Origin of the sequence: Blastococcus sp. DSM 46786 (genome assembly GCF_900109665.1) — a bacterium.
Classification (GTDB): Bacteria; Actinomycetota; Actinomycetes; order Mycobacteriales; family Geodermatophilaceae; genus Blastococcus; species Blastococcus carthaginiensis.
In genome coordinates this window covers 49,578-66,655 of record NZ_FOAO01000003.1, presented here as the reverse complement: position 1 = coordinate 66,655, position 17,078 = coordinate 49,578, and the positions used below count along the sequence as shown (strand labels likewise).

Genomic DNA, 17,078 nt, shown 5'->3' with positions numbered 1-17,078 from the left:
TCGGGTCGTGGCCTTCACCGTCCCCGACGCGCACCTGCTGGCGCTGGCCGCGCACGAGGGGCAGGTGGACCGGGACGGCCACGACCACTACCTCGCCTCCCTGCGGCCGCTCGCCGAGATGCTGCGCCCCCACGGCCCCGAGGCGGAGATGGCCGGCGTGCTCCGCGACGTCCTGGCCCTCACCCGTGACCACCGGGACCGGGCCCGGCGCTATGACGTCGACCGGTTGCGTGCCCTGGGCGTGCCGGAGGCGGTGGTGGCCGCCGTGGAAGCGGTGACCCCGCGGCCCGGTGAGCCCTACATGGGCGGCTCGGTCCGCCGCGCCGCCGCCGACCCCCTGGGACGGCTGGTCATGCTGGTCGGCAACGCGCTGGACCTCGCCGCCAGCGAGGCGCTGGCCGGCACCGACCCGGACAAGGCCCGCACCCTGCGGGAGGGCCGGTACCGCCCCGCCCGCCGGATCCTGCTCGCGGCCGAGGCCGCCGACCGCCTGCACGGCCGGCGCATCCTCGTCTGACCCCGGCCGGCTCAGCCGGCGGAGGGCGTGGCCCCGTCCGGCCGGAAGGTGGCCAGGGCGGTGGCGAGCATCGCGTAGTACCCGACCAGCCACACCAGCGCCGCCAGCGCCTCGACCCCCAGCACCGACGTCGCCTCGGCGTAGCCCGCGTCGTCGAGCTCGCCGTCGTCGAGCAGCCGCCACGTCGCCACGACCACGGCCTCGTCGACCGGGTCCAGCCCGTCGGGGACCCGGCCGTCCAGCAGGGCCTGCAGCTGCGCCGTGGGAACGCCCGCCGCACGGGCGGCCTGCTCGTGCGCCAGCCACTCGAAGTGCGACCGGCGCCGGGCGGCGACGGCGAGGATCGCGAGCTCCCGCGCCCGCGGGCCCAGGAGCTGCTCACCGCGCAGCGCCGCGCCCACGGCCTGCACCGCCGAGCCGATGCGGGGCTCGAGCAGCATCGCGGCGAAGGGCCCCATCAGGCGGCCGGCGTCGTCGGTGAGCGGGACGACCGACGACTGGGCCTGCCGCGGGCCCTCGGTGATCTCGGCGTGCAGCCGCGCGCGTTCGCCGTCCAGCTCCGCGGGGTGCAGCAGCGGCAGGCGCGCCGGGCCGCGGGGCGCGGGCCGGCCGGTGAGCTCCTCGGGCACGGGCGGTCCTTCCGTGGGCAGCGGGGCACCGCAGCCTAGGCCCGCCGGAAGGGACCCGTCGCCCCCGGCCGGCCGGGGGCGACGGGGGGCGTCAGAGCCAGCCGCGGCGAGCGCCCAGCTGCCGCACCGCCGCGTCCAGCCGGGCGGCGACGGCGGCGACGTCGGTGTCGTCGTGGGACAGCCGCAGCCGGCCGGCGACGTCCCGGCCCTCGCTGAGCAGACCCCCGCGGCGGTCCACCTCCAGGACGACGTCGGCGCCCTGGTGATCGGTCAGGAAAGTGACCTCGAGCTCGTTGATCCGGCCCCGCAGCTCCCGCGGCGGCCAGAACTCCACCTCCTGGTAGAACGGCAGCTCGCTCCCGCGCACCCGTCCCTTCTCCACGTCGGCACCGCGGAAGGAGAACCCGAGCCGCTCCAGCGCCTCCAGCACCGCGACCTGGACCGGCAGCGGCCGTACGTGCACCGCGTCCAGGTCGCCGGGGTCCACCCCGCCGGGGATGTCCACGCGGGTGCGCAGCCCGACGCGCATGCCGCGCAGGTGCCACTGCCCCACGGTCGTGAACGGGCACTGCCACGGCACGTCGAAGCCGAACGGGATGCTGCGCTGCTCCCCCGCCTCGATCGTCGAGCCCTCGGCGACCACCGCGGCGCCGAAGGTGACGTCCTCGCGCCACGAGGCGTCCCCGCTCTCCACCTCGACCGTCGCGACGAGCTCCACCCGGATCCGGTCGAACTGCTGCGCCACCGAGCCGCCCGTCACGGTCACCGTCCCCGCGACCGTGCCGCCGGGCGTGGTGTCGGGCGAGACCAGCACGGTCTCGACCTGCGCGTTGCCGGCACCGAGCCGGGCCATGAGTTTCTTGAAGGCCATCGGGCCACCACCTCCTGGGTCGGGAACCCTCAGCCTGGCAGCCCCGCCGGGCCCTCGGGCGTGGAACCTGCACTACTCGAAGTAGCGCCGCGGCGTGTCCACCAGCATCTGCTTGATCTGCTCCTCGGTCATCCCGCGCTCCCGGAGCATCGGCAGCACGTCCTTGCTGATGTGCGTGTAGTTCCAGTTCGGCGCGATCTGCTGCTTCGCCGCCTGGCCCTCGGCGCCCGGGAAGTAGTCGATGTAGCAGCTGGCGTCGTGGGCCAGCACCATCTTGTCGGCGTAGCCGCGCTCGGCCAGCGCCACGATCGTGTCGACCCGCGACGACGTCGGGTTGTAGAGGTCCAGGCCGAACCGGTCCATGCCCAGCAGGCAGCCCGCCTCGGCGAGCTCGCTCAGGTAGTCGAGGTCGTTGCTGTCGCCGGCGTGGCCGATGACGACCTTGGTGAGGTCGACGCCCTCCTCGCCGAACACCTGCACGGCCAGCCGGCCGGCCCCGGTGTGCGAGGAGGTGTGCACGGTGATCGGCGCACCGGTCTCCCGGTGGGTGGCGGCGACGGCGCGCACGGTCCGCTCGACGCCGGGCGTGAGCCCCTTGGCCTCGATGACGCACTTGAGGAAGGCCGCCTTCACCCCGGTGCCGGCGATGCCGTCGCGGATGTCGCCGGTGAAGTCGTCGACCATCGGGTCGTGCGGCAGGTCCAGCAGCAGGCCCGGGCCGCGGTGCTCGTACTGGTGCGGGATCTCGTCGTAGGTGTAGAGCCCGGTGGCCACGACGATGTTGATGTCGGTCTGCTCGGCCACCCGCTGCACCCGCGGGATGTAGCGCCCCAGCCCCCAGACGGTCGGGTCGACGATCGTGTCGATGCCGAGGGCCTTGAGCTCGTCGAGCTGGCTCACCGCGTCGGCGACCCGCTCGTCCTCGTCCCACCAGTCCCCGGTGCCGTAGTTCTGCACGTGCTCGGTGGAGAGCACGAACACGTGCTCGTGCATCAGGGTCGCGCCGAGAACGGCGGTGTCGATCGGGCCACGGACGGTCTCGACGGTGGGCACTGCGGGGCCTCCCAGGTGTTGTGTGGTGTTGTGGTCGGCCACCCTTCAGGGACCCTCCGCCTGCGCGAGCGAGGCGTGGGGGAAGGGTGGTCCTTCTAGCGGGTGGTCTGCCAGTCGGTCTGCTCGCGCAGCGGGGGCTTGAGCACCTTGCCGCCGGGGTTGCGCGGCAGGGGGTCGGTGCGCACGGCGACGAACTGCGGCACCTTGAAGTCGGCCAGCCGCTCGCGGGCGAAGGCCAGCAGGTCCTCCCGGTCCAGGTCGCGCCCGGGCAGCGGGACGACGACGGCACCGACCTTCTCGCCCATCATCGGGTCCGGCACCCCGAGCACGGCGACCTCGCCGACGGCGGGGTGCGCCGCCAGGGCGTTCTCGACCTCGACGCAGTACACGTTCTCGCCGCCGCGGTTGATCATGTCCTTCTTGCGGTCGACGACGTGGACGAGGCCCTCGTCGTCGATGCGGGCCAGGTCGCCGCTGTGCAGCCAGCCGTCGACGAAGGTCTCCGCCGTCTGCTCCGGCTTGCGCCAGTAGCCGGCGACCACGTTCGGGCCGCGGATCAGCAGCTCGCCCACGCCGGTGGCCGGGTCGGGGTCGGCGAGGTCCAGGTCGACGACGGGAGCGGCGAACCCGACCGAGTCGGCGTGTTCGGCGGCGTGCTCGTCGGGCAGGTAGGTCGACACCGACGAGGTCTCGGTCAAACCGAAGCCGTTGCCCACCCGGGCGGTCGGGAAGGCGGCCTTGATGCGGTGCACGAGGTCCGGGGCGATCGGCGCGCCCCCGTAGCTCAGCGCCCGGACCGACGAGGTGTCGACATCGGCGAAGCCGGGCTGCTGCAGCGCCAGCCAGTAGATCGCCGGCACCGTGGTGACCACCGAGATGCGCTCCTCCTCGATCGCCCGCAGGAAGGCGCCGACCTCGAACACCGGCATGACCACCGCGCGGCCGGCGACCGCGGTGACGACCAGCAGCTGGGAGTTGCAGCCGGTGACGTGGAAGAGCGGCACCGAGATCAGCGTCGACAGCGGCTCGTCGCGCGGCAGCCCGAGGCAGCGCAGGCAGGTCTCGACGTTGGACAGGAAGTTCTCGTGGGTGGTCATCGCCCCCTTGGGGAAGCCGGTCGTGCCGCTGGTGTAGAAGATCCCGGCCAGGTCGGTGTGCCCCTGGTCGGTCACCGCGAGCGGCTCCCCATCGGGCAGCGGTGCGCCGGGCTCCACGACGACGGCGGCGCCGGAGTCCTCGACGACGTAGCGCACCTCGGGCTCGGCGAAGCGGGTGTTCACCGGGACGACGACGGCCCCGGCGAGCAGCGTCCCCCAGAAGACCAGCACCCAGTCGTTCCCGTTGCCCAGCCGGTTGGCGACCCGGTCACCCGGCTGCACACCGGCCGCCCGCAGCCCACCGGCGACCCGCGTGGCGCGGTCCCACAGCTGCCGGTAGGTCAGCCGCTCACCGCCCAGCTCGGCCAGCGCCTCGGCGTCGGGGTGCGCGTCGACGGCGGCGCGGAGCAGCTGCACCAGGTTCTGCGGCAGGCCGGTGTAGCGCCGGATGCCGTCCGGCCCCACCTCCGTGCCGCTGCGGTCGAAGGGGCTGGGCATCCACGACCTCCCGCTGACCGGCCGCTGACCTCGTCGTCCGCGTCGTCCCGGCAGTCTGTCGGCGGGCGACCGCGCTGTCCACCGGCGGCTCCGCGCCCGGTGCGGTCAGCCCAGCAGCGGGCGCACGTTCTCCGTCCACACGTCCCAGCCGAGGCGGCCGATGAGCGCCGTGACGATCACCAGGAAGACGACGCGGATGAACCCGCTCCCCCGGGTCGTCGCCGTCCGGGAGCCGAGGTAGCCGCCGAGCATGTTGGCCGCGCCCATGGCGAACCCGAGCCCCCAGAACACCGCGCCGAGGGGGGCGAAGAAGAGCAGCGCCCCGAGGTTCGTGGCGACGTTGACGATCTTGGCCTTGGCGCTGGCGTGCAGGAAGTCGTAGCCCAGCAGCGACACCATCGCGAACACGAGGAACGACCCGGTCCCGGGGCCGAGGATGCCGTCGTAGAACCCGATGCCCACCCCGAGCGCGGCGGCGACGCCGTGGTGCCGGCGCCCGGTGTGCCGCAGCGCCGTCACCTCCCCCAGCGAGGGGCGCAGCAGCGTGAAGGCCGCGATGGCGACGAGCGCGACGACGATGACCGGCTTGAACACCGCCGCCGGCAGCGCCGCGGCCACCGATGCCCCGGCGAAGCTCCCCACCAGCGCCACCAGGGCCATGGGGAGGGCCGTGCGCAGGTCGGGGTGGACCCGGCGGTGGTAGGTGACGGCGCTGGTCGTGGTGCCGAAGATCGACGCCAGCTTGTTGGTGGCCAGCGCCTCCACCGGGCTGATCCCCGGGACGAGCAGCAGCGCCGGCAGCTGCACGAGCCCGCCGCCGCCGACGACGGCGTCGATCCAGCCGGCGGCCAGCGCGGCCACCAGCAGGAGCAGCAGCACGCTGCCGGAGATCCCCTCGGGCAGCAGGTCGACCGGGAAGACGTCCCCCACCCCCGCCACGACCTCCTCGTCGCGCACCCGGCCCCGGGCGCACCCCGAGCACGGTAGGACCCCGGCCCGGGGGCCCGGCGCGCGGGTGGGGGTGCGCTTGCCCCGGGGGCCGCCGGCGGCGAGGGTGGGGGCGTGCGCAGACGGACGCTCCTCGCCGCGGCCGGGGCAGCCCTGCTCGGCGCCTGCTCGAGCCCGGTCGCGGAGCGCTCGACCGCCCCGCGGACCTCCCGCCCCCGCACGACGGTCCCCTCCCCCACCACCGCGCCTGCGCCGACGAGCGCCCCCCCGACCCCCGCGACCGCCGAGGAGGTGCTCGCCCGCTCGACCGTGCCGGTGCTCTGCTTCCACCAGCTGCGCGAGTTCCGCGCCGACGACAGCGCCTACGCCCGCACGATCATCACCCCGCCGGCGATGTTCCGGGCCCAGCTGCAGGGGCTGCGCGACGGCGGGCGGACCCCGATCGGCGTCCCGGACCTGCTGGACCACCTGCAGTTCGGCGCGCCGCTGCCCGACCGGCCGGTGCTGCTCACGTTCGACGACGGCTCGGCGACCCACCACTCGGTGGCCCTCCCGGTGCTGCGCGAGTTCGGATTCCCGGCGGCGTTCTTCCCGATGACCGTCGTCCTCGGCAAACCGGACTGGCTGAGCCCCGACCAGCTGCGGGAGCTCGACGCGGCCGGCATGACCATCGGCGCGCACAGCTGGGACCACCAGCGGGTCGACCGGCTGACCGGGGACCAGTGGGTGGAGCAGCTGGACCGGCCCCGGGCCGAGCTCGCCGGGATCCTCGGCCACCCGGTGGAGACCATGGCCTACCCGCACGGCATGTGGTCACCGGAGGCGCTGCCCCGGGTCGCGACGGCGGGTTACCGGGCGGCGTTCCAGCTGGCCGACCCGCAGGACCCGGCGCACCCGCTGCTGACCGTCCGGCGGATCATGCCGCCGCCCACCTGGGACGGTCCGACGCTGCTGGCGCAGCTGGACGCGTGGTCCTGACCGGTCAGCCGGGGCGGCCGAGGTGCTCGAGGACGGCGAGCACCGCCGGCCAGGCGGCGGCGCGCGGGTCGATGACGGCGAAGTGCCCGGCCGGGACCGGGACGAGCGCGGCGGCCAGGTGGCGCCGCACGTAGGACTCGCTCAGCGCCACGGGCACCACGGCGTCACCGGTCCCGTGCACGATGCGGACCGGCGCGGCCGGTGCCGGCAGCCGGGCGGGGTCCAGGTCGGGCCGCGCGGCGGCGTCCTCCCCCAGGAAGGCCGCCACCGCGTCGCCGTCCAGACCGAGCGCCTGCCCCAGCCGGAGGTCGGCGACGGGTGCCAGGGCGAGCACGCCGGCGGGCGCGTGCGCGGCGGTGGCGGCCGCCTGCAGGGCGAGGTGACCACCGGCCGAGTGCCCGGCGAGCAGCACGCGCCGGCCGCCGGTGAGGTCCGCCCGCCCCGCCACCGCGCGCAGCGCCGCGTGCACGTCCTCCACCGCCAGGTCCGGCCGTCCGGGGACCCGCCGGTACTCCGGGGCGACGGTCGACCACCCGGCGAGGGCCAGGGCCTCGGTCATCGGCCCGAGGTGCGTGCGGTCGTAGGCCGGCCGCCAGAAGCCGCCGTGCACCACCACGAGGAGCGGGCGCCCGGCCGGGGCGCCGAGGGCGAGCCGGACGTCCGCGACCTGCTCCGAGGCCGGGCCGTACCGGAGCACCTCGTCGGGGGGCGCGGCCGGCCGGGTGAGCACCGACCGGTCCTCGGTCTCGGAGCGGGCGGGCACGCGATCGAGGATGCGCGGCGCCGGCCGGTGCCGTCCAGCCGGTGGGCTCAGCCGGGACCCGCCAGCGCCGAGGAGAGCTCGGCGCACAGCTCCGCCAGCGCCTGCGGGGCGCTGCGGCACAACCGCGGGAAGGCCAGGTAGCCGTGCGGCATCCCCACGTAGGTGGTGGCCCGCACCGGCACCCCGGCGGCCCGCAGCACCCCGGCGTAGCGCAGCCCGTCGTCCCGGATGGGATCGTGCTCGGCGACCTGCACCAGCGCCGGCGGGAGGCCGGCGTGGTCGCCGGCCAGCAGCGGTGAGGCGTACGGGTCGGTGCGATCGCGGTCGCCGAGGTAGTGCGCCCGGTATGCCTCCATGTCCCGTCGGGTGAGGATCGGCGCCTCGGCGTTTCTCGGCGATCGAGGCGCTGCCGAAGGTCAGGTCGGTCGCCGGGTACAGCAGCGCCTGGAAGCCGATCGCGGGCCCGGACCGGTGGCGGGCCATGAGCGCGACGACCGCGGCGAGGTTGCCACCGGCGCTGTCGCCCATGACCGCCAGCCGCCGCGGGTCGCCTCCCAGGTCGCCGGCGCGGCCGGCGATGTCGACCAGCGCCGCGTAGCAGTCCTCCGGTGCCGCCGGCCACGGGTGCGCCGGCGCCAGCCGGTAGTCCACCGACACGACGACGGCGCCCACGGTGGCCGCCACGTTGCTGCACAGCCAGTCGGCCTGGTCCAGCGAGCCGAGCACCCAGCCGCCGCCGTGGAGGTCGACCACCAGCGGCAGCGGGCCGGCGACCGGTCCGCGCGGGCGGTAGACCCGCATGCCCAGCGGGCCCTCGGCGCCGGCGACGACCCCGTCCTCGAGGGCCACCCCCGGCGCCACCCCGCCGAGCAGCAGGTCGGTCACGGGGTTGTGGCCGGGCGAGCGGCCCTGGACGCGGGCGATCCGCTCGGCGTCCAGCGTGGCGATCGAGCCGAGCCGCAGCGCCCGCCCCAGCAGCCGGACCCGCAGGTCGAGCCTCGCCACGTCAGCGCGCCAGCGTGCCGAGGTCCACCGGGAGCTGGATTCCGGTGACGTGCCGGGCCTCGTCGGAGGCGAGCCAGGCGACGGCGTCGGCGATGTCCTCCGGCTGGGAGATCGGGTCGGGCAGCGCCTGCATGAGGATCGGCCCCAGCGTGGTGGCGAACCTCTGCGACAGCTCGAACATCTCCGCCGGCTGCATGCCGGTGGCGACGCCGTGCGGGTGCACGGTGTTCACCCGGATGTTGTGCTGGCCGAGCTCGTTGGCCATGGTCCTGGCCAGGCCGGTGACGCCGTGCTTGCTGGCGGCGTAGTCGGCGAGGAACGGCAGGCCGCGCAGCCCGGCGACGGAGCTGATGATGATGATCGATCCACCGGTGCCCTGCTCGAGCAGGACCGGCACGGTGGCCTTGGCCGTGTAGAAGGTCCCGGTCAGGTTGACGTCGATGGTCTCCTGCCACTTCTCGACGGGGATCTCCCACGACAGGGCGCCCGAGCAGATGCCGGCGTTGGCGACGACGACGTCGAGCCGGCCGAACGCCGCGACGCCGTCGGCCACCACCGCGACCTGCCCGTCGAGGTCGCGGACGTCGACCGTGCGGGCCAGGACCCGGCGACCCCGGGCCTCGACCAGCCGGGCGGTCTCGGCCAGGTCCTCCTCGGTGGGCCCGGCGTACGAGGTGGTCGCCGCCGTCGCGCAGTTGTCGATGGCGATGACGTCGGCGCCCTCGGCGGCGAGCCGGACGGCGTGCGCGCGGCCCTGGCCGCGGGCGGCACCGGTGATGTAGGCGACCTTGCCGGCGAGCCGGCCGGACGTGCTGGTGGTCATGCATTCCTCCTCACGTCGAACCGGACAACGATGTCCGGTTCGCTAGGCTGTGAGCATGGCCACATCGGGCGGGCGGGTCAACCGCGGTCCGGCCGCGGCCTCGGACAACCGGCGGGCGATCCTCCGCGCGGCCCGCCGGGTGATGGCCGAGCGCGGCTACCGGGTGCCGCTGAGCACGATCGCCCGCGAGGCGGGCGTCGGCCAGGGTGTGCTCTACCGGCACTTCCCGACGCGGCTGGACCTCGCGTTCGCCGTCTTCGAGGAGAACGTCACCGAGCTCGAGGCGATCGCCGCCGACCCGGACGCCACGACGATCGGCCGGCTGTGGCGCTGCCTGGTGGACCAGGCGATCGGCTCGACGGCCTTCGTCGAGATGGTCGTCGACGCGCGCCGCACGCTTCCCGAGCACGACTTCGCCGACCGGCTGCTCGGCCTGGTCGAGGCCACCCTGGACCCTGCCCGCCGGGCCGGCGTGGTGCCGCAGGAGGTCGTCGCCGACGACGTGCTGCTGGCGCTCCGGATGACCCTCGGGGTGGTCGTGACCGCCGCCGCGCCGGAGGCGGTCCGGCCCGCCGTCGACCGGGCCCTGGCGCTGCTGGACCCGCCCTGGGCCCGGCCGGGCGCAGGGCTCAGCCGGTGAAGGCCCGGGTCTCGGCGAGCCGGTCGGCGGTCACCGTCTTCAGCCGGGCGACCGCGCGCGCCAGCGGGACCAGCTCGATCTCCGTCCCGCGCAGCGCCACCATCTGACCGGTGCGGCCCTCGTGCGCGGCGATCGTCGCGTGCAGCCCGAAGCGGGTGGCCAGCACGCGGTCGAAGGAGGTCGGCGTCCCCCCGCGCTGCACGTGACCCAGGACGGTCGCCCGCACCTCCTTGCCGGTGCGCCGCTCGAGCTCCTCGCCCAGCTGCTGGGTGACGCCGGTGAACCGGCGGTGGCCGAACTCGTCGACACCACCGCGCCGGAAGGCCATCTGGCCGGGCAGCGGCTCGGCCCCCTCGGCGACCACGCCGATGACGTGGGAGTCGCCGCGGGCGAAGCGCTCGCACACGAGCCGGACGACCTCGTCGACGTCGAAGGGCTCCTCGGGCACCAGGGTGAGGTGGGCGCCGGCGGCCAGCCCGGCGTGCAGGGCGATCCAGCCGGCGTGCCGGCCCATCACCTCGACCAGCAGCACGCGCTGGTGCGACTCGGCGGTCGTGTGCAGCCGGTCGATGAGCTCGGTGGCGATGCTCACCGCGGTGTCGAACCCGAACGTGAGGTCGGTGCCGTCGATGTCGTTGTCGATCGTCTTGGGGATGCCGACCACCGGCACGCCGGTCTCCGACAGGAGGTGCGCCGCGGTGAGCGTGCCCTCGCCACCGATGGGGATCAGCACGTCGATCCCGTGCTCGTCGAGCGTGCCCTTCATCTCGTCGATGCCCGCGTGCAGCTTCTCCGGCGCCACCCGGGCCGACCCCAGGGTCGTGCCGCCCCGGGTGAGCAGCCCGTCGACCGAGGCCACGTCCAGCGGGGTCGAGCGGTTCTCCAGCAGCCCCCGCCAGCCGTCGCGGAAGCCCACCACCTCGCTGCCGTAGTGGGCGCCGGCGGTGCGCACCACCGATCGGATGACGGCGTTGAGGCCGGGGCAGTCCCCGCCTCCAGTCAGCACTCCGATGCGCACCGGCTGGCTCCTCGCGCTCGTGGACCGGGTTCGCCCGACCATACGTCATGACGTCTAGACGACCGCGGAGGACGCGGGGTGCGGCGCAGGTTCCGGGACGCCGTCGGCGCGGCGTGCCCGGCAGTCACCGACCCGGGCGGAAGGGGTTCCGGCCGGGCCGGAAGAGCGTCTCCTGCGTGAAGCTGGCGGCGAGCAGCCCCCCGGCCGTGGTGATCGACCCCGTGTACCAGCCCCGGCCGCCGGCGACGGTCCGCGGGACCATGTCCATCAGCACCCAGTCGTCCAGCGGGGCGTGCCGGTGGAACCAGACGGCGTGGTCCAGGCTCGGGCCGGGCGCGGCCTCGTCGTCCGGGAGCGCCGAGAGCCCGGTGCCGATGTCGGACAGGTAGGTGAGCACGCAGGCGTGCACCAGCCGGTCCGCCGGCAGCGGCACCGTCGACCGGGCCCAGAAGCGGGTCGGCCAGTGCCCGTCCGGGAACGGCTGCGGCGGCCGGCGGCCCTCCACGGAGAACAGCCGGGGCAGCTCGAACACCGGCAGCCCGTCGGGGAGGTCGACGGCGGGGATCTCCTGCACCTGCTGGTCCGGGCCGGGCCCGGGCAGGGAGAAGGAGGCCGACATGCTGAAGACGACCTCGCCACCCTGGATCGCGACGACCCGCCGGGCCGAGAAGCTGCCGCCGTCGCGGTCGCGGTCGACGCGGAACACGGTGGGGCGGGCCGCGTCCCCGCTGCGCAGGAAGTAGCCGTGCAGCGAGTGCGGCAACCGGTCGGGGTCCACCGTGCGCCCCGCCGCGAGCAGCGCCTGCGCCGCCACCTGCCCGCCGTAGAGCGGGAAGGGATCGGTGAACAGCAGCGTGCTGCGGTAGAGGTCGCGGTCGATCTCCTCGAGCGCCAGCACGTCCAGCACGGTCGGACCTGGCTGGACGGCGTCGCCTCCGGTTCCCACCCGGGGAACATAGCCGCAGGTCTCCGCGTCACCCGGCGGCCGGGTGGCGCGTCGGCGGCCGGACCCGTGGACTCAGCCGGTCGCCGCGATCATCGTGGTCACGTCGAACTCCTCGTCGATGATCCCGTACTCCAGCATGAGGTCGGCCATCTCCTGCAGCTGCCCGGCGTCGACCTCCGGCTCCCACTCGGGCAGGGCCACCTGCTCCACGACCTCCGCCGGCACCTGCGTGTAGGTGGGCACCAGCTCGACGAGCCGCTCGCGGTCGCCCTGCAGCTGCCCGGCCGAATCCGCCAGCGCCGCCCGGAAACCCGCCACCGCTTCCGGGTTCTCCCGCACGAACTGCTCGGTGGTGAGCCAGCCGGCCACGGGCATGCCCTCGACGGGTCCACTGAAGAGCGGGAAGAGGATGCGGTGGCCGCCGGCCAGCGCCGACGCCTGGAACGGCTCCACCTGCCAGATCGCGTCGACGGCGCCGCTGTCCAGGGCCGCCTGCATCTCCGGGTAGGGCAGCTCCACGAAGGAGACGTCCGCGGGGTCCACGCCCTCCTCCTCGAGCACCGCCCTGACCGCCACCGTGCCGATGTTCTGCAGGTTGTTCACCGCGACCCGCGCGCCGGCGAGATCACCCGGCTCCTGGAACCGCGACTCGCCCGCGACCATGATCGCGTGGTCGTCGGCGCCCACGTCGTTCCCGGCGAGGATCCGCACCGGCAGGCCCTGCTGAGCCGCCAGGAGTGCCGAGGTGTAGTTCCCGTAGGCGACGTCGAGGTCGCCTGCGATCAGCAGCGGGATCGCCTGCGCGCCGCCGCCGGTCTGCTCGAGCGTGACGTCGATGCCCTCCTCGTCGAACAGACCGGTCTCCTCGGCGTGCACCGCCGTCGCCGTGTGCACGAGGGGGAAGTAACCCACGGTCATGCCGGTCGGGCCGCTCCCGCCGCCGGCGGCGGCTCCTCCCGCGTCACCGGAGGAACTGCAGGCGGCCACCAGGAGGACGGCGGCGCAGCCCAGGGCCAGCCCCGTCGGTCGTCGCCTGCGGCCAGGTGCGTGCGTCACTGGTGTCTCCTCCCGGCGCCCGCTGCGGGGCTCGCTCGATGTGGCCGGGAGCATGAGGTGCGCATCACAACGGGCACCATTGCGCTCTCATTGGCCGAGAAGACTTCGCCCCGGTTCAGCGCTGCGGTGCGACGGGAACGGCACACAGCGCCCGGGTGACCCCGCGCGCGGCCGCCATCATCACGGGGAGGTGCGCCGCGGCACGGCCGTCGTTCGGGACGACGACGGAGATGGTGGCCGCGACCTCCCCCAGGCCGTTGCGCACCGGGACCGCGATGCCGGTCGCGTCCTCGTGCACGTGCCCGGCGAGCATCGCGTACCCGCAGCGCCGCACGTCGGCGAGCGCTGCGCGCAGCCGCTCCGGGCTGGTGACGGTGGCGGCGGTGTACCGCTCCAGCGGCCGGCCGAGGACCCGGTCCAGGAGCTCGGGCGGGCCGTAGGCGAGGAACACGTGCCCCGACGACGAGATGTGCACCGGAAGCCGCCCGGCGATGCGCGAGTAGTTGACGACGGCGTCCCGAGCGCTGAGCCGCTCGACGAACAGGACGTCGTCGCCGTCGAGGACGCCGAGCTGGGCGCTGTGGCCGACGACGGCGTGCAGGTCCTCCAGGTAGGGCATCGCCGCGTCCCGGAGGGACAGCGTGGGCGAGGCCCGCGCGGCGAGCTCCCACATCCGCACGCCGATCCGGACCTCCCGGTCCACGCCGCGCTCCAGCAGGCCGTAGCTGGCGAGCTGGGCGATCAGCCGGGACGCCGTGGCGACGTGCAGGTCGGCGCGGCGGGCGATCTCCGACACCTGCAGGGCGGTCCGGTCGGGACCGAACGCCTCGAAGATCCGGATGGCACGCGAGATCACCGACTCACCCGCTCCGCTGCGCGCCACGGCGCGAGTGTGGCACCCGCGGCAGCCGCCGCCGTACGGCATCTCTCACTCAGTGAGAGAGCGCTCCGGTCCCGGCATCCTCCGCCCACATGATGCCGGTCACACCGACGAGGAGGCCGTGTGCTGACCACGAGGACCGACGAGATGCCCCGGGACGAGCCCGCCCGCGCACTCCGGGGGGTTCCCGCGCCGCGGACCCCAGCTACGACCGACGTGGCCAGGCTGCGGGTCAGCGCGAAGACCGTCGTGGCCGATGGGGTGCTCGCACTCGAACTCATCGCGCCCGACGGCGGCCGGCTGCGGGACTGGACCCCCGGCTCGCACATCGATCTCGTGCTGCCCGACGGCCTGACCCGTCAGTACTCGCTGTGCGGAGACCGGTGGGACTGCGCTACCTACCGCGTGGGCGTCCTGCGGGAGCCGGGTGGGCGGGGCGGTTCCGCCTACGTGCACGACGAGCTCGCCGTCGGTGACCTCGTGGGCGTCGGCGGGCCCAGGAACAACTTCCCGCTCGTCCCCGCCGAGCACTACCTCTTCGTGGCCGGCGGGATCGGCATCACCCCGCTGCTGCCGATGATCGCCCAGGCCGACGCCCTCGGTGCGGACTGGCGGCTGCTCTACGGCGGCCGGCGGCGCGGGTCGATGGCCTTCCTCGACGAGCTGGCCCGCTACGGCGACCGGGTGCTGGTCCGCCCGGAGGACGAATTCGGGCTGCTGGACCTCGCCGGCTTCCTGGGCGAGCCGCGCCCCGACGTCCGGCTCTACTGCTGCGGCCCGGCGCCGCTCCTGGCCGCGGTGGAGGGTGGGTGCGCCGGGTGGCCGCCGCACGCGCTCCGCACCGAGCGCTTCGTCGCCGAGGTGCGCGGGGCCCCCGCCCGGAGCACCTCGTTCGAGGTGGAGCTGGCCCGCACGGGCGTCACCGTCACGGTGCCACCGGGCACCTCGGTGCTCGACGCGGTCGGCGCCGTCGGGGTGGAGGTCCTCTCCTCCTGCCGGCAGGGCATCTGCGGCACGTGCGAGAGCGCCGTCCTCGCCGGACGGCCCGATCACCGCGACTCGCTGCTCGACGACGAGGAGCGCGCCGCCGGCGACTCCATGTACATCTGCGTCTCCCGTGCCAGCAGCGACCGGCTCGTCCTGGACCTGTGACCCTCCCCCCTCCCCCGGAGCTGCCATGACCGCGACCCTGGGCACGAACGCCGCCCTCCCCACCGACGACGTCGACCCGTTCTCCCACGAGGTCCTGGAGGACCCGCTCCCCATGCAGGAGGCCCTCCGCGAGGCCGGGCCCATGGTCCACCTGACCCGGTACGACGTGTACGCCTTCGCCCGGTACGAGCAGGTGCACGCCGCCCTCGTCGACTGGCAGGACTTCCAGTCGGCCGCGGGGGTCGGGCTGTCCAACTTCCGGCACGAGGAGCCCTGGCGTCCGCCGAGCCTGCTGCTGGAGGCCGATCCGCCCCGGCACGACGCCCCGCGACGGGTGCTCACCAAGGTGCTGGGGCCACGGGCCCTGCGCCGGCTGCGGGACCGGTGGACCGCCGACGCCGAGGCGCTGGTGGACGAGGTGCTCGCCTCGGGCGCCGAGTTCGACGCCGTCCGCGACCTCACCTCGGTCTTCCCCCTGCGGGTGTTCCCCGACGCGGTCGGTCTCGGCCGGGAGGGACGGGAGAACCTCCTGCCCTACGGGGACCACGCGTTCAACGCGTTCGGCCCGGCGAACGACCTGGTGGAAAGGGGCACCCCGCGGGTGGCCGAGCTGTCGGCCTGGGTGGCCGACCGGTGCCGGCGGGAGGCCCTGGCGCCGGTCGGCTTCGGTGCCGACATCTGGGCGGCCAGCGACCGCGGTGAGATCACCCCGGAGATGGCACCGCTGGTCGTCCGCTCGCTGCTCACCGCGGGGGTCGACACCACGGTCCACGGGCTGTCGGCCGTCCTCCACGCGTTCGCCACCCACCCCGAGGAGTGGCAGCGCCTGCGAGTGCAGCCGTCGCTGGCCCGGTTGGCTTTCGACGAGGCGGTGCGCTGGGAGTCACCCGTGCAGACCTTCTTCCGCACCGCGACGAGCGACGTGCGGGTGGGCGACCACGTCGTCCCCGACGGCAGCAAGATCCTCATGTTCCTCGGTGCGGCCAACCGGGATCCGCGGCGCTGGACGCGCCCCGACGCCTTCGACCTGACCCGCGACCCGTCGGGGCACGTCGGCTTCGGCATGGGCATCCACCAGTGCGTCGGCCAGCACGTGGCCCGGCTCGAGTCCGAGGCTGTGCTCACCGCGCTCGCCCGCCGGGTGCGGTCGCTGGAGCTCGCCGGGCCGGCCGTGCGGCACCACAACAACACGCTCCGGGCCTGGGAGAGCATCCCGGTCCGCGTCCGGACGGCGTGAGCCGCCCGGCGAGCGGCCGGAAGCGGTGATCATCCGGCTCTGTACCGTCGTCCGGGCAGCCGGCACAGCGGTCGCCGACGCGAGACGGAGCGGAGCAGCGATGAGCGAGCCACGAGCCACCGGCGACGGGCGGCCGCCCCGCAAGCGGACGCCGCGGATCGGCGAGGTCGTGCGCACCTCCTGGGTCACCCCGCACATGGTCCGCGTCGTGCTGGGCGGCGACGGGCTGGCCGGCTTCCCCGACGGCGAGTTCACCGACCGGTACGTCAAGCTGCTCTTCCCGCCCGCGGATGCCTCGTACGCCGTGCCCTACGACGTCGAGCGGGTGCGCGCCGAGCTGCCCGCCGACCAGTGGCCGGTCACCCGCACGTACACGGTGCGCGCCTGGGACGCGACCGCCGGGGAGCTGACCATCGACTTCGTGCACCACGGCGACGAGGGGCTCGCCGGACCGTGGGCCGCCGCGGCGCGCCCCGGTGACCGCATCCAGTTCATGGGGCCCGGCGGCGCCTACGCGCCCCGGCCGGACGCCGACTGGCACCTGCTCGCCGGGGACGAGAGCGCGCTACCGGCGATCGCCGCGACCCTCGACCGGCTCCCCGCGGGCACCCGCGCGCTGGTGTTCGTCGAGGTGGCCGGGGCCGAGGAGGAGCAGGACGACCTCGTCCTCGGCCCGGGCGTCGAGCTGCGCTGGCTGCACCGCGACGGCGCCGCGCCGGGCACGCTCCTGGTCGACGCCGTCCGCGCCGCCGCCCTGCCGCCCGGCGACGGGCACGTCTTCGTGCACGGCGAGGCCCACGCCGTCCGGGAGCTCCGCCGCCACCTGCGCGCGGAGCGGGGCCTGGACCCGGCGTGGACGTCGATCTCCGGCTACTGGCGGCGGGGCGACACCGAGGACCGCTGGCAGTCGGGCAAGCGCGACTGGAACGCCGCCATCGAGGCCGAGGACGCCGCCATCGCCGGCTGA

The 17,078-nt window shown here is 75.0% G+C and carries 17 protein-coding genes and 1 pseudogene; 6 read left to right on the top strand and 12 right to left on the bottom strand.

All coding sequences use genetic code 11. The features are described 5' to 3' along the window. The first annotated feature begins 7 nt into the window (after positions 1 to 7). A complete protein-coding gene (locus BMW62_RS03950) occupies positions 8 to 517 on the top strand; it encodes a phosphohydrolase (protein ID WP_091929544.1) in 510 nt (169 codons plus the stop codon). A gap of 11 nt (positions 518 to 528) precedes the next feature. On the opposite strand, the gene BMW62_RS03945 is transcribed toward BMW62_RS03950, so the two are convergent. The 5 genes from BMW62_RS03945 to BMW62_RS03925 all read right to left on the bottom strand — a co-directional run bounded on the left by BMW62_RS03945 (position 529) and on the right by BMW62_RS03925 (position 5,622). Further along, positions 529 to 1,146, bottom strand: a complete 618-nt coding sequence (locus tag BMW62_RS03945) for a carboxymuconolactone decarboxylase family protein (RefSeq protein WP_091929543.1) — start codon at positions 1,144 to 1,146, stop codon at positions 529 to 531. Positions 1,147 to 1,237: 91 nt separating this feature from the next. Continuing rightward, entirely contained in the window at positions 1,238 to 2,017 is a 780-nt protein-coding gene (locus BMW62_RS03940) for a sporulation protein (RefSeq protein ID WP_091929542.1), read from the bottom strand. A gap of 72 nt (positions 2,018 to 2,089) precedes the next feature. Next, entirely contained in the window at positions 2,090 to 3,070 is a 981-nt protein-coding gene (locus BMW62_RS03935) for a phosphotriesterase family protein (RefSeq protein ID WP_091929541.1), read from the bottom strand. A gap of 95 nt (positions 3,071 to 3,165) precedes the next feature. Beyond that, a complete protein-coding gene (locus BMW62_RS03930) occupies positions 3,166 to 4,665 on the bottom strand; it encodes a class I adenylate-forming enzyme family protein (protein WP_091929540.1) in 1,500 nt (499 codons plus the stop codon). A 105-nt stretch (positions 4,666 to 4,770) separates the two neighbouring features. Continuing rightward, complete coding sequence (locus tag BMW62_RS03925; RefSeq protein ID WP_244523821.1) at positions 4,771 to 5,622, bottom strand: sulfite exporter TauE/SafE family protein; 852 nt, start codon at positions 5,620 to 5,622, stop codon at positions 4,771 to 4,773. Between the two features lie 105 nt (positions 5,623 to 5,727). Between BMW62_RS03925 and BMW62_RS03920 the strand changes: the two genes are divergently transcribed. Then, the gene (locus BMW62_RS03920) at positions 5,728 to 6,591 is read left to right on the top strand and encodes a polysaccharide deacetylase family protein (protein WP_091929539.1); all 864 of its coding nucleotides are present in this window, start codon (positions 5,728 to 5,730) and stop codon (positions 6,589 to 6,591) included. Between the two features lie 4 nt (positions 6,592 to 6,595). Here BMW62_RS03920 and BMW62_RS23095 read toward each other — a convergent pair whose 3' ends face one another. The 3 genes and pseudogenes from BMW62_RS23095 to BMW62_RS03910 all read right to left on the bottom strand — a co-directional run bounded on the left by BMW62_RS23095 (position 6,596) and on the right by BMW62_RS03910 (position 9,182). Next, a complete protein-coding gene (locus BMW62_RS23095) occupies positions 6,596 to 7,354 on the bottom strand; it encodes an alpha/beta hydrolase (RefSeq protein WP_244523820.1) in 759 nt (252 codons plus the stop codon). Positions 7,355 to 7,401: 47 nt separating this feature from the next. Continuing rightward, positions 7,402 to 8,203 (bottom strand): annotated as a pseudogene (locus tag BMW62_RS23090) (alpha/beta hydrolase). Positions 8,204 to 8,360: 157 nt separating this feature from the next. After that, positions 8,361 to 9,182 carry a mycofactocin-coupled SDR family oxidoreductase gene (locus tag BMW62_RS03910; protein WP_091929537.1) on the bottom strand — a complete coding sequence of 274 codons (822 nt, stop codon included), beginning with the start codon at positions 9,180 to 9,182 and terminating at the stop codon, positions 8,361 to 8,363. 55 nt (positions 9,183 to 9,237) lie between these two features. Between BMW62_RS03910 and BMW62_RS03905 the strand changes: the two genes are divergently transcribed. Further along, the gene (locus BMW62_RS03905; RefSeq protein ID WP_091929536.1) at positions 9,238 to 9,822 is read left to right on the top strand and encodes a TetR/AcrR family transcriptional regulator; all 585 of its coding nucleotides are present in this window, start codon (positions 9,238 to 9,240) and stop codon (positions 9,820 to 9,822) included. Here the strand turns inward: BMW62_RS03905 and BMW62_RS03900 are convergent. From BMW62_RS03900 to BMW62_RS03885, 4 genes are all read right to left on the bottom strand, one after another. Further along, the gene (locus BMW62_RS03900) at positions 9,812 to 10,840 is read right to left on the bottom strand and encodes an ATP-dependent 6-phosphofructokinase (RefSeq protein ID WP_091929535.1); all 1,029 of its coding nucleotides are present in this window, start codon (positions 10,838 to 10,840) and stop codon (positions 9,812 to 9,814) included. The two genes, BMW62_RS03905 and BMW62_RS03900, sit on opposite strands and share 11 nt — an antisense overlap. Positions 10,841 to 10,964: 124 nt before the next feature. After that, on the bottom strand, positions 10,965 to 11,786 hold the full coding sequence (locus tag BMW62_RS03895) for an acyl-CoA thioesterase (protein ID WP_244523819.1): 822 nt from the start codon (positions 11,784 to 11,786) through the stop codon (positions 10,965 to 10,967). A 72-nt stretch (positions 11,787 to 11,858) separates the two neighbouring features. After that, positions 11,859 to 12,842, bottom strand: a complete 984-nt coding sequence (locus BMW62_RS03890) for an ABC transporter substrate-binding protein (RefSeq protein ID WP_244523818.1) — start codon at positions 12,840 to 12,842, stop codon at positions 11,859 to 11,861. Positions 12,843 to 12,957: 115 nt separating this feature from the next. Then, complete coding sequence (locus BMW62_RS03885; protein ID WP_211434968.1) at positions 12,958 to 13,725, bottom strand: IclR family transcriptional regulator; 768 nt, start codon at positions 13,723 to 13,725, stop codon at positions 12,958 to 12,960. A gap of 213 nt (positions 13,726 to 13,938) precedes the next feature. Here BMW62_RS03885 and BMW62_RS03880 point away from each other — a divergent pair, with 213 nt between their 5' ends. The 3 genes from BMW62_RS03880 to BMW62_RS03870 all read left to right on the top strand — a co-directional run bounded on the left by BMW62_RS03880 (position 13,939) and on the right by BMW62_RS03870 (position 17,078). After that, positions 13,939 to 14,874, top strand: a complete 936-nt coding sequence (locus BMW62_RS03880; protein ID WP_244523817.1) for a PDR/VanB family oxidoreductase — start codon at positions 13,939 to 13,941, stop codon at positions 14,872 to 14,874. A 25-nt stretch (positions 14,875 to 14,899) separates the two neighbouring features. Further along, positions 14,900 to 16,111: a cytochrome P450 gene (locus BMW62_RS03875; RefSeq protein ID WP_091929531.1), complete on the top strand. Its 1,212-nt coding sequence runs from the start codon at positions 14,900 to 14,902 to the stop codon at positions 16,109 to 16,111. A gap of 100 nt (positions 16,112 to 16,211) precedes the next feature. Then, a complete protein-coding gene (locus tag BMW62_RS03870; RefSeq protein ID WP_091929530.1) occupies positions 16,212 to 17,078 on the top strand; it encodes a siderophore-interacting protein in 867 nt (288 codons plus the stop codon).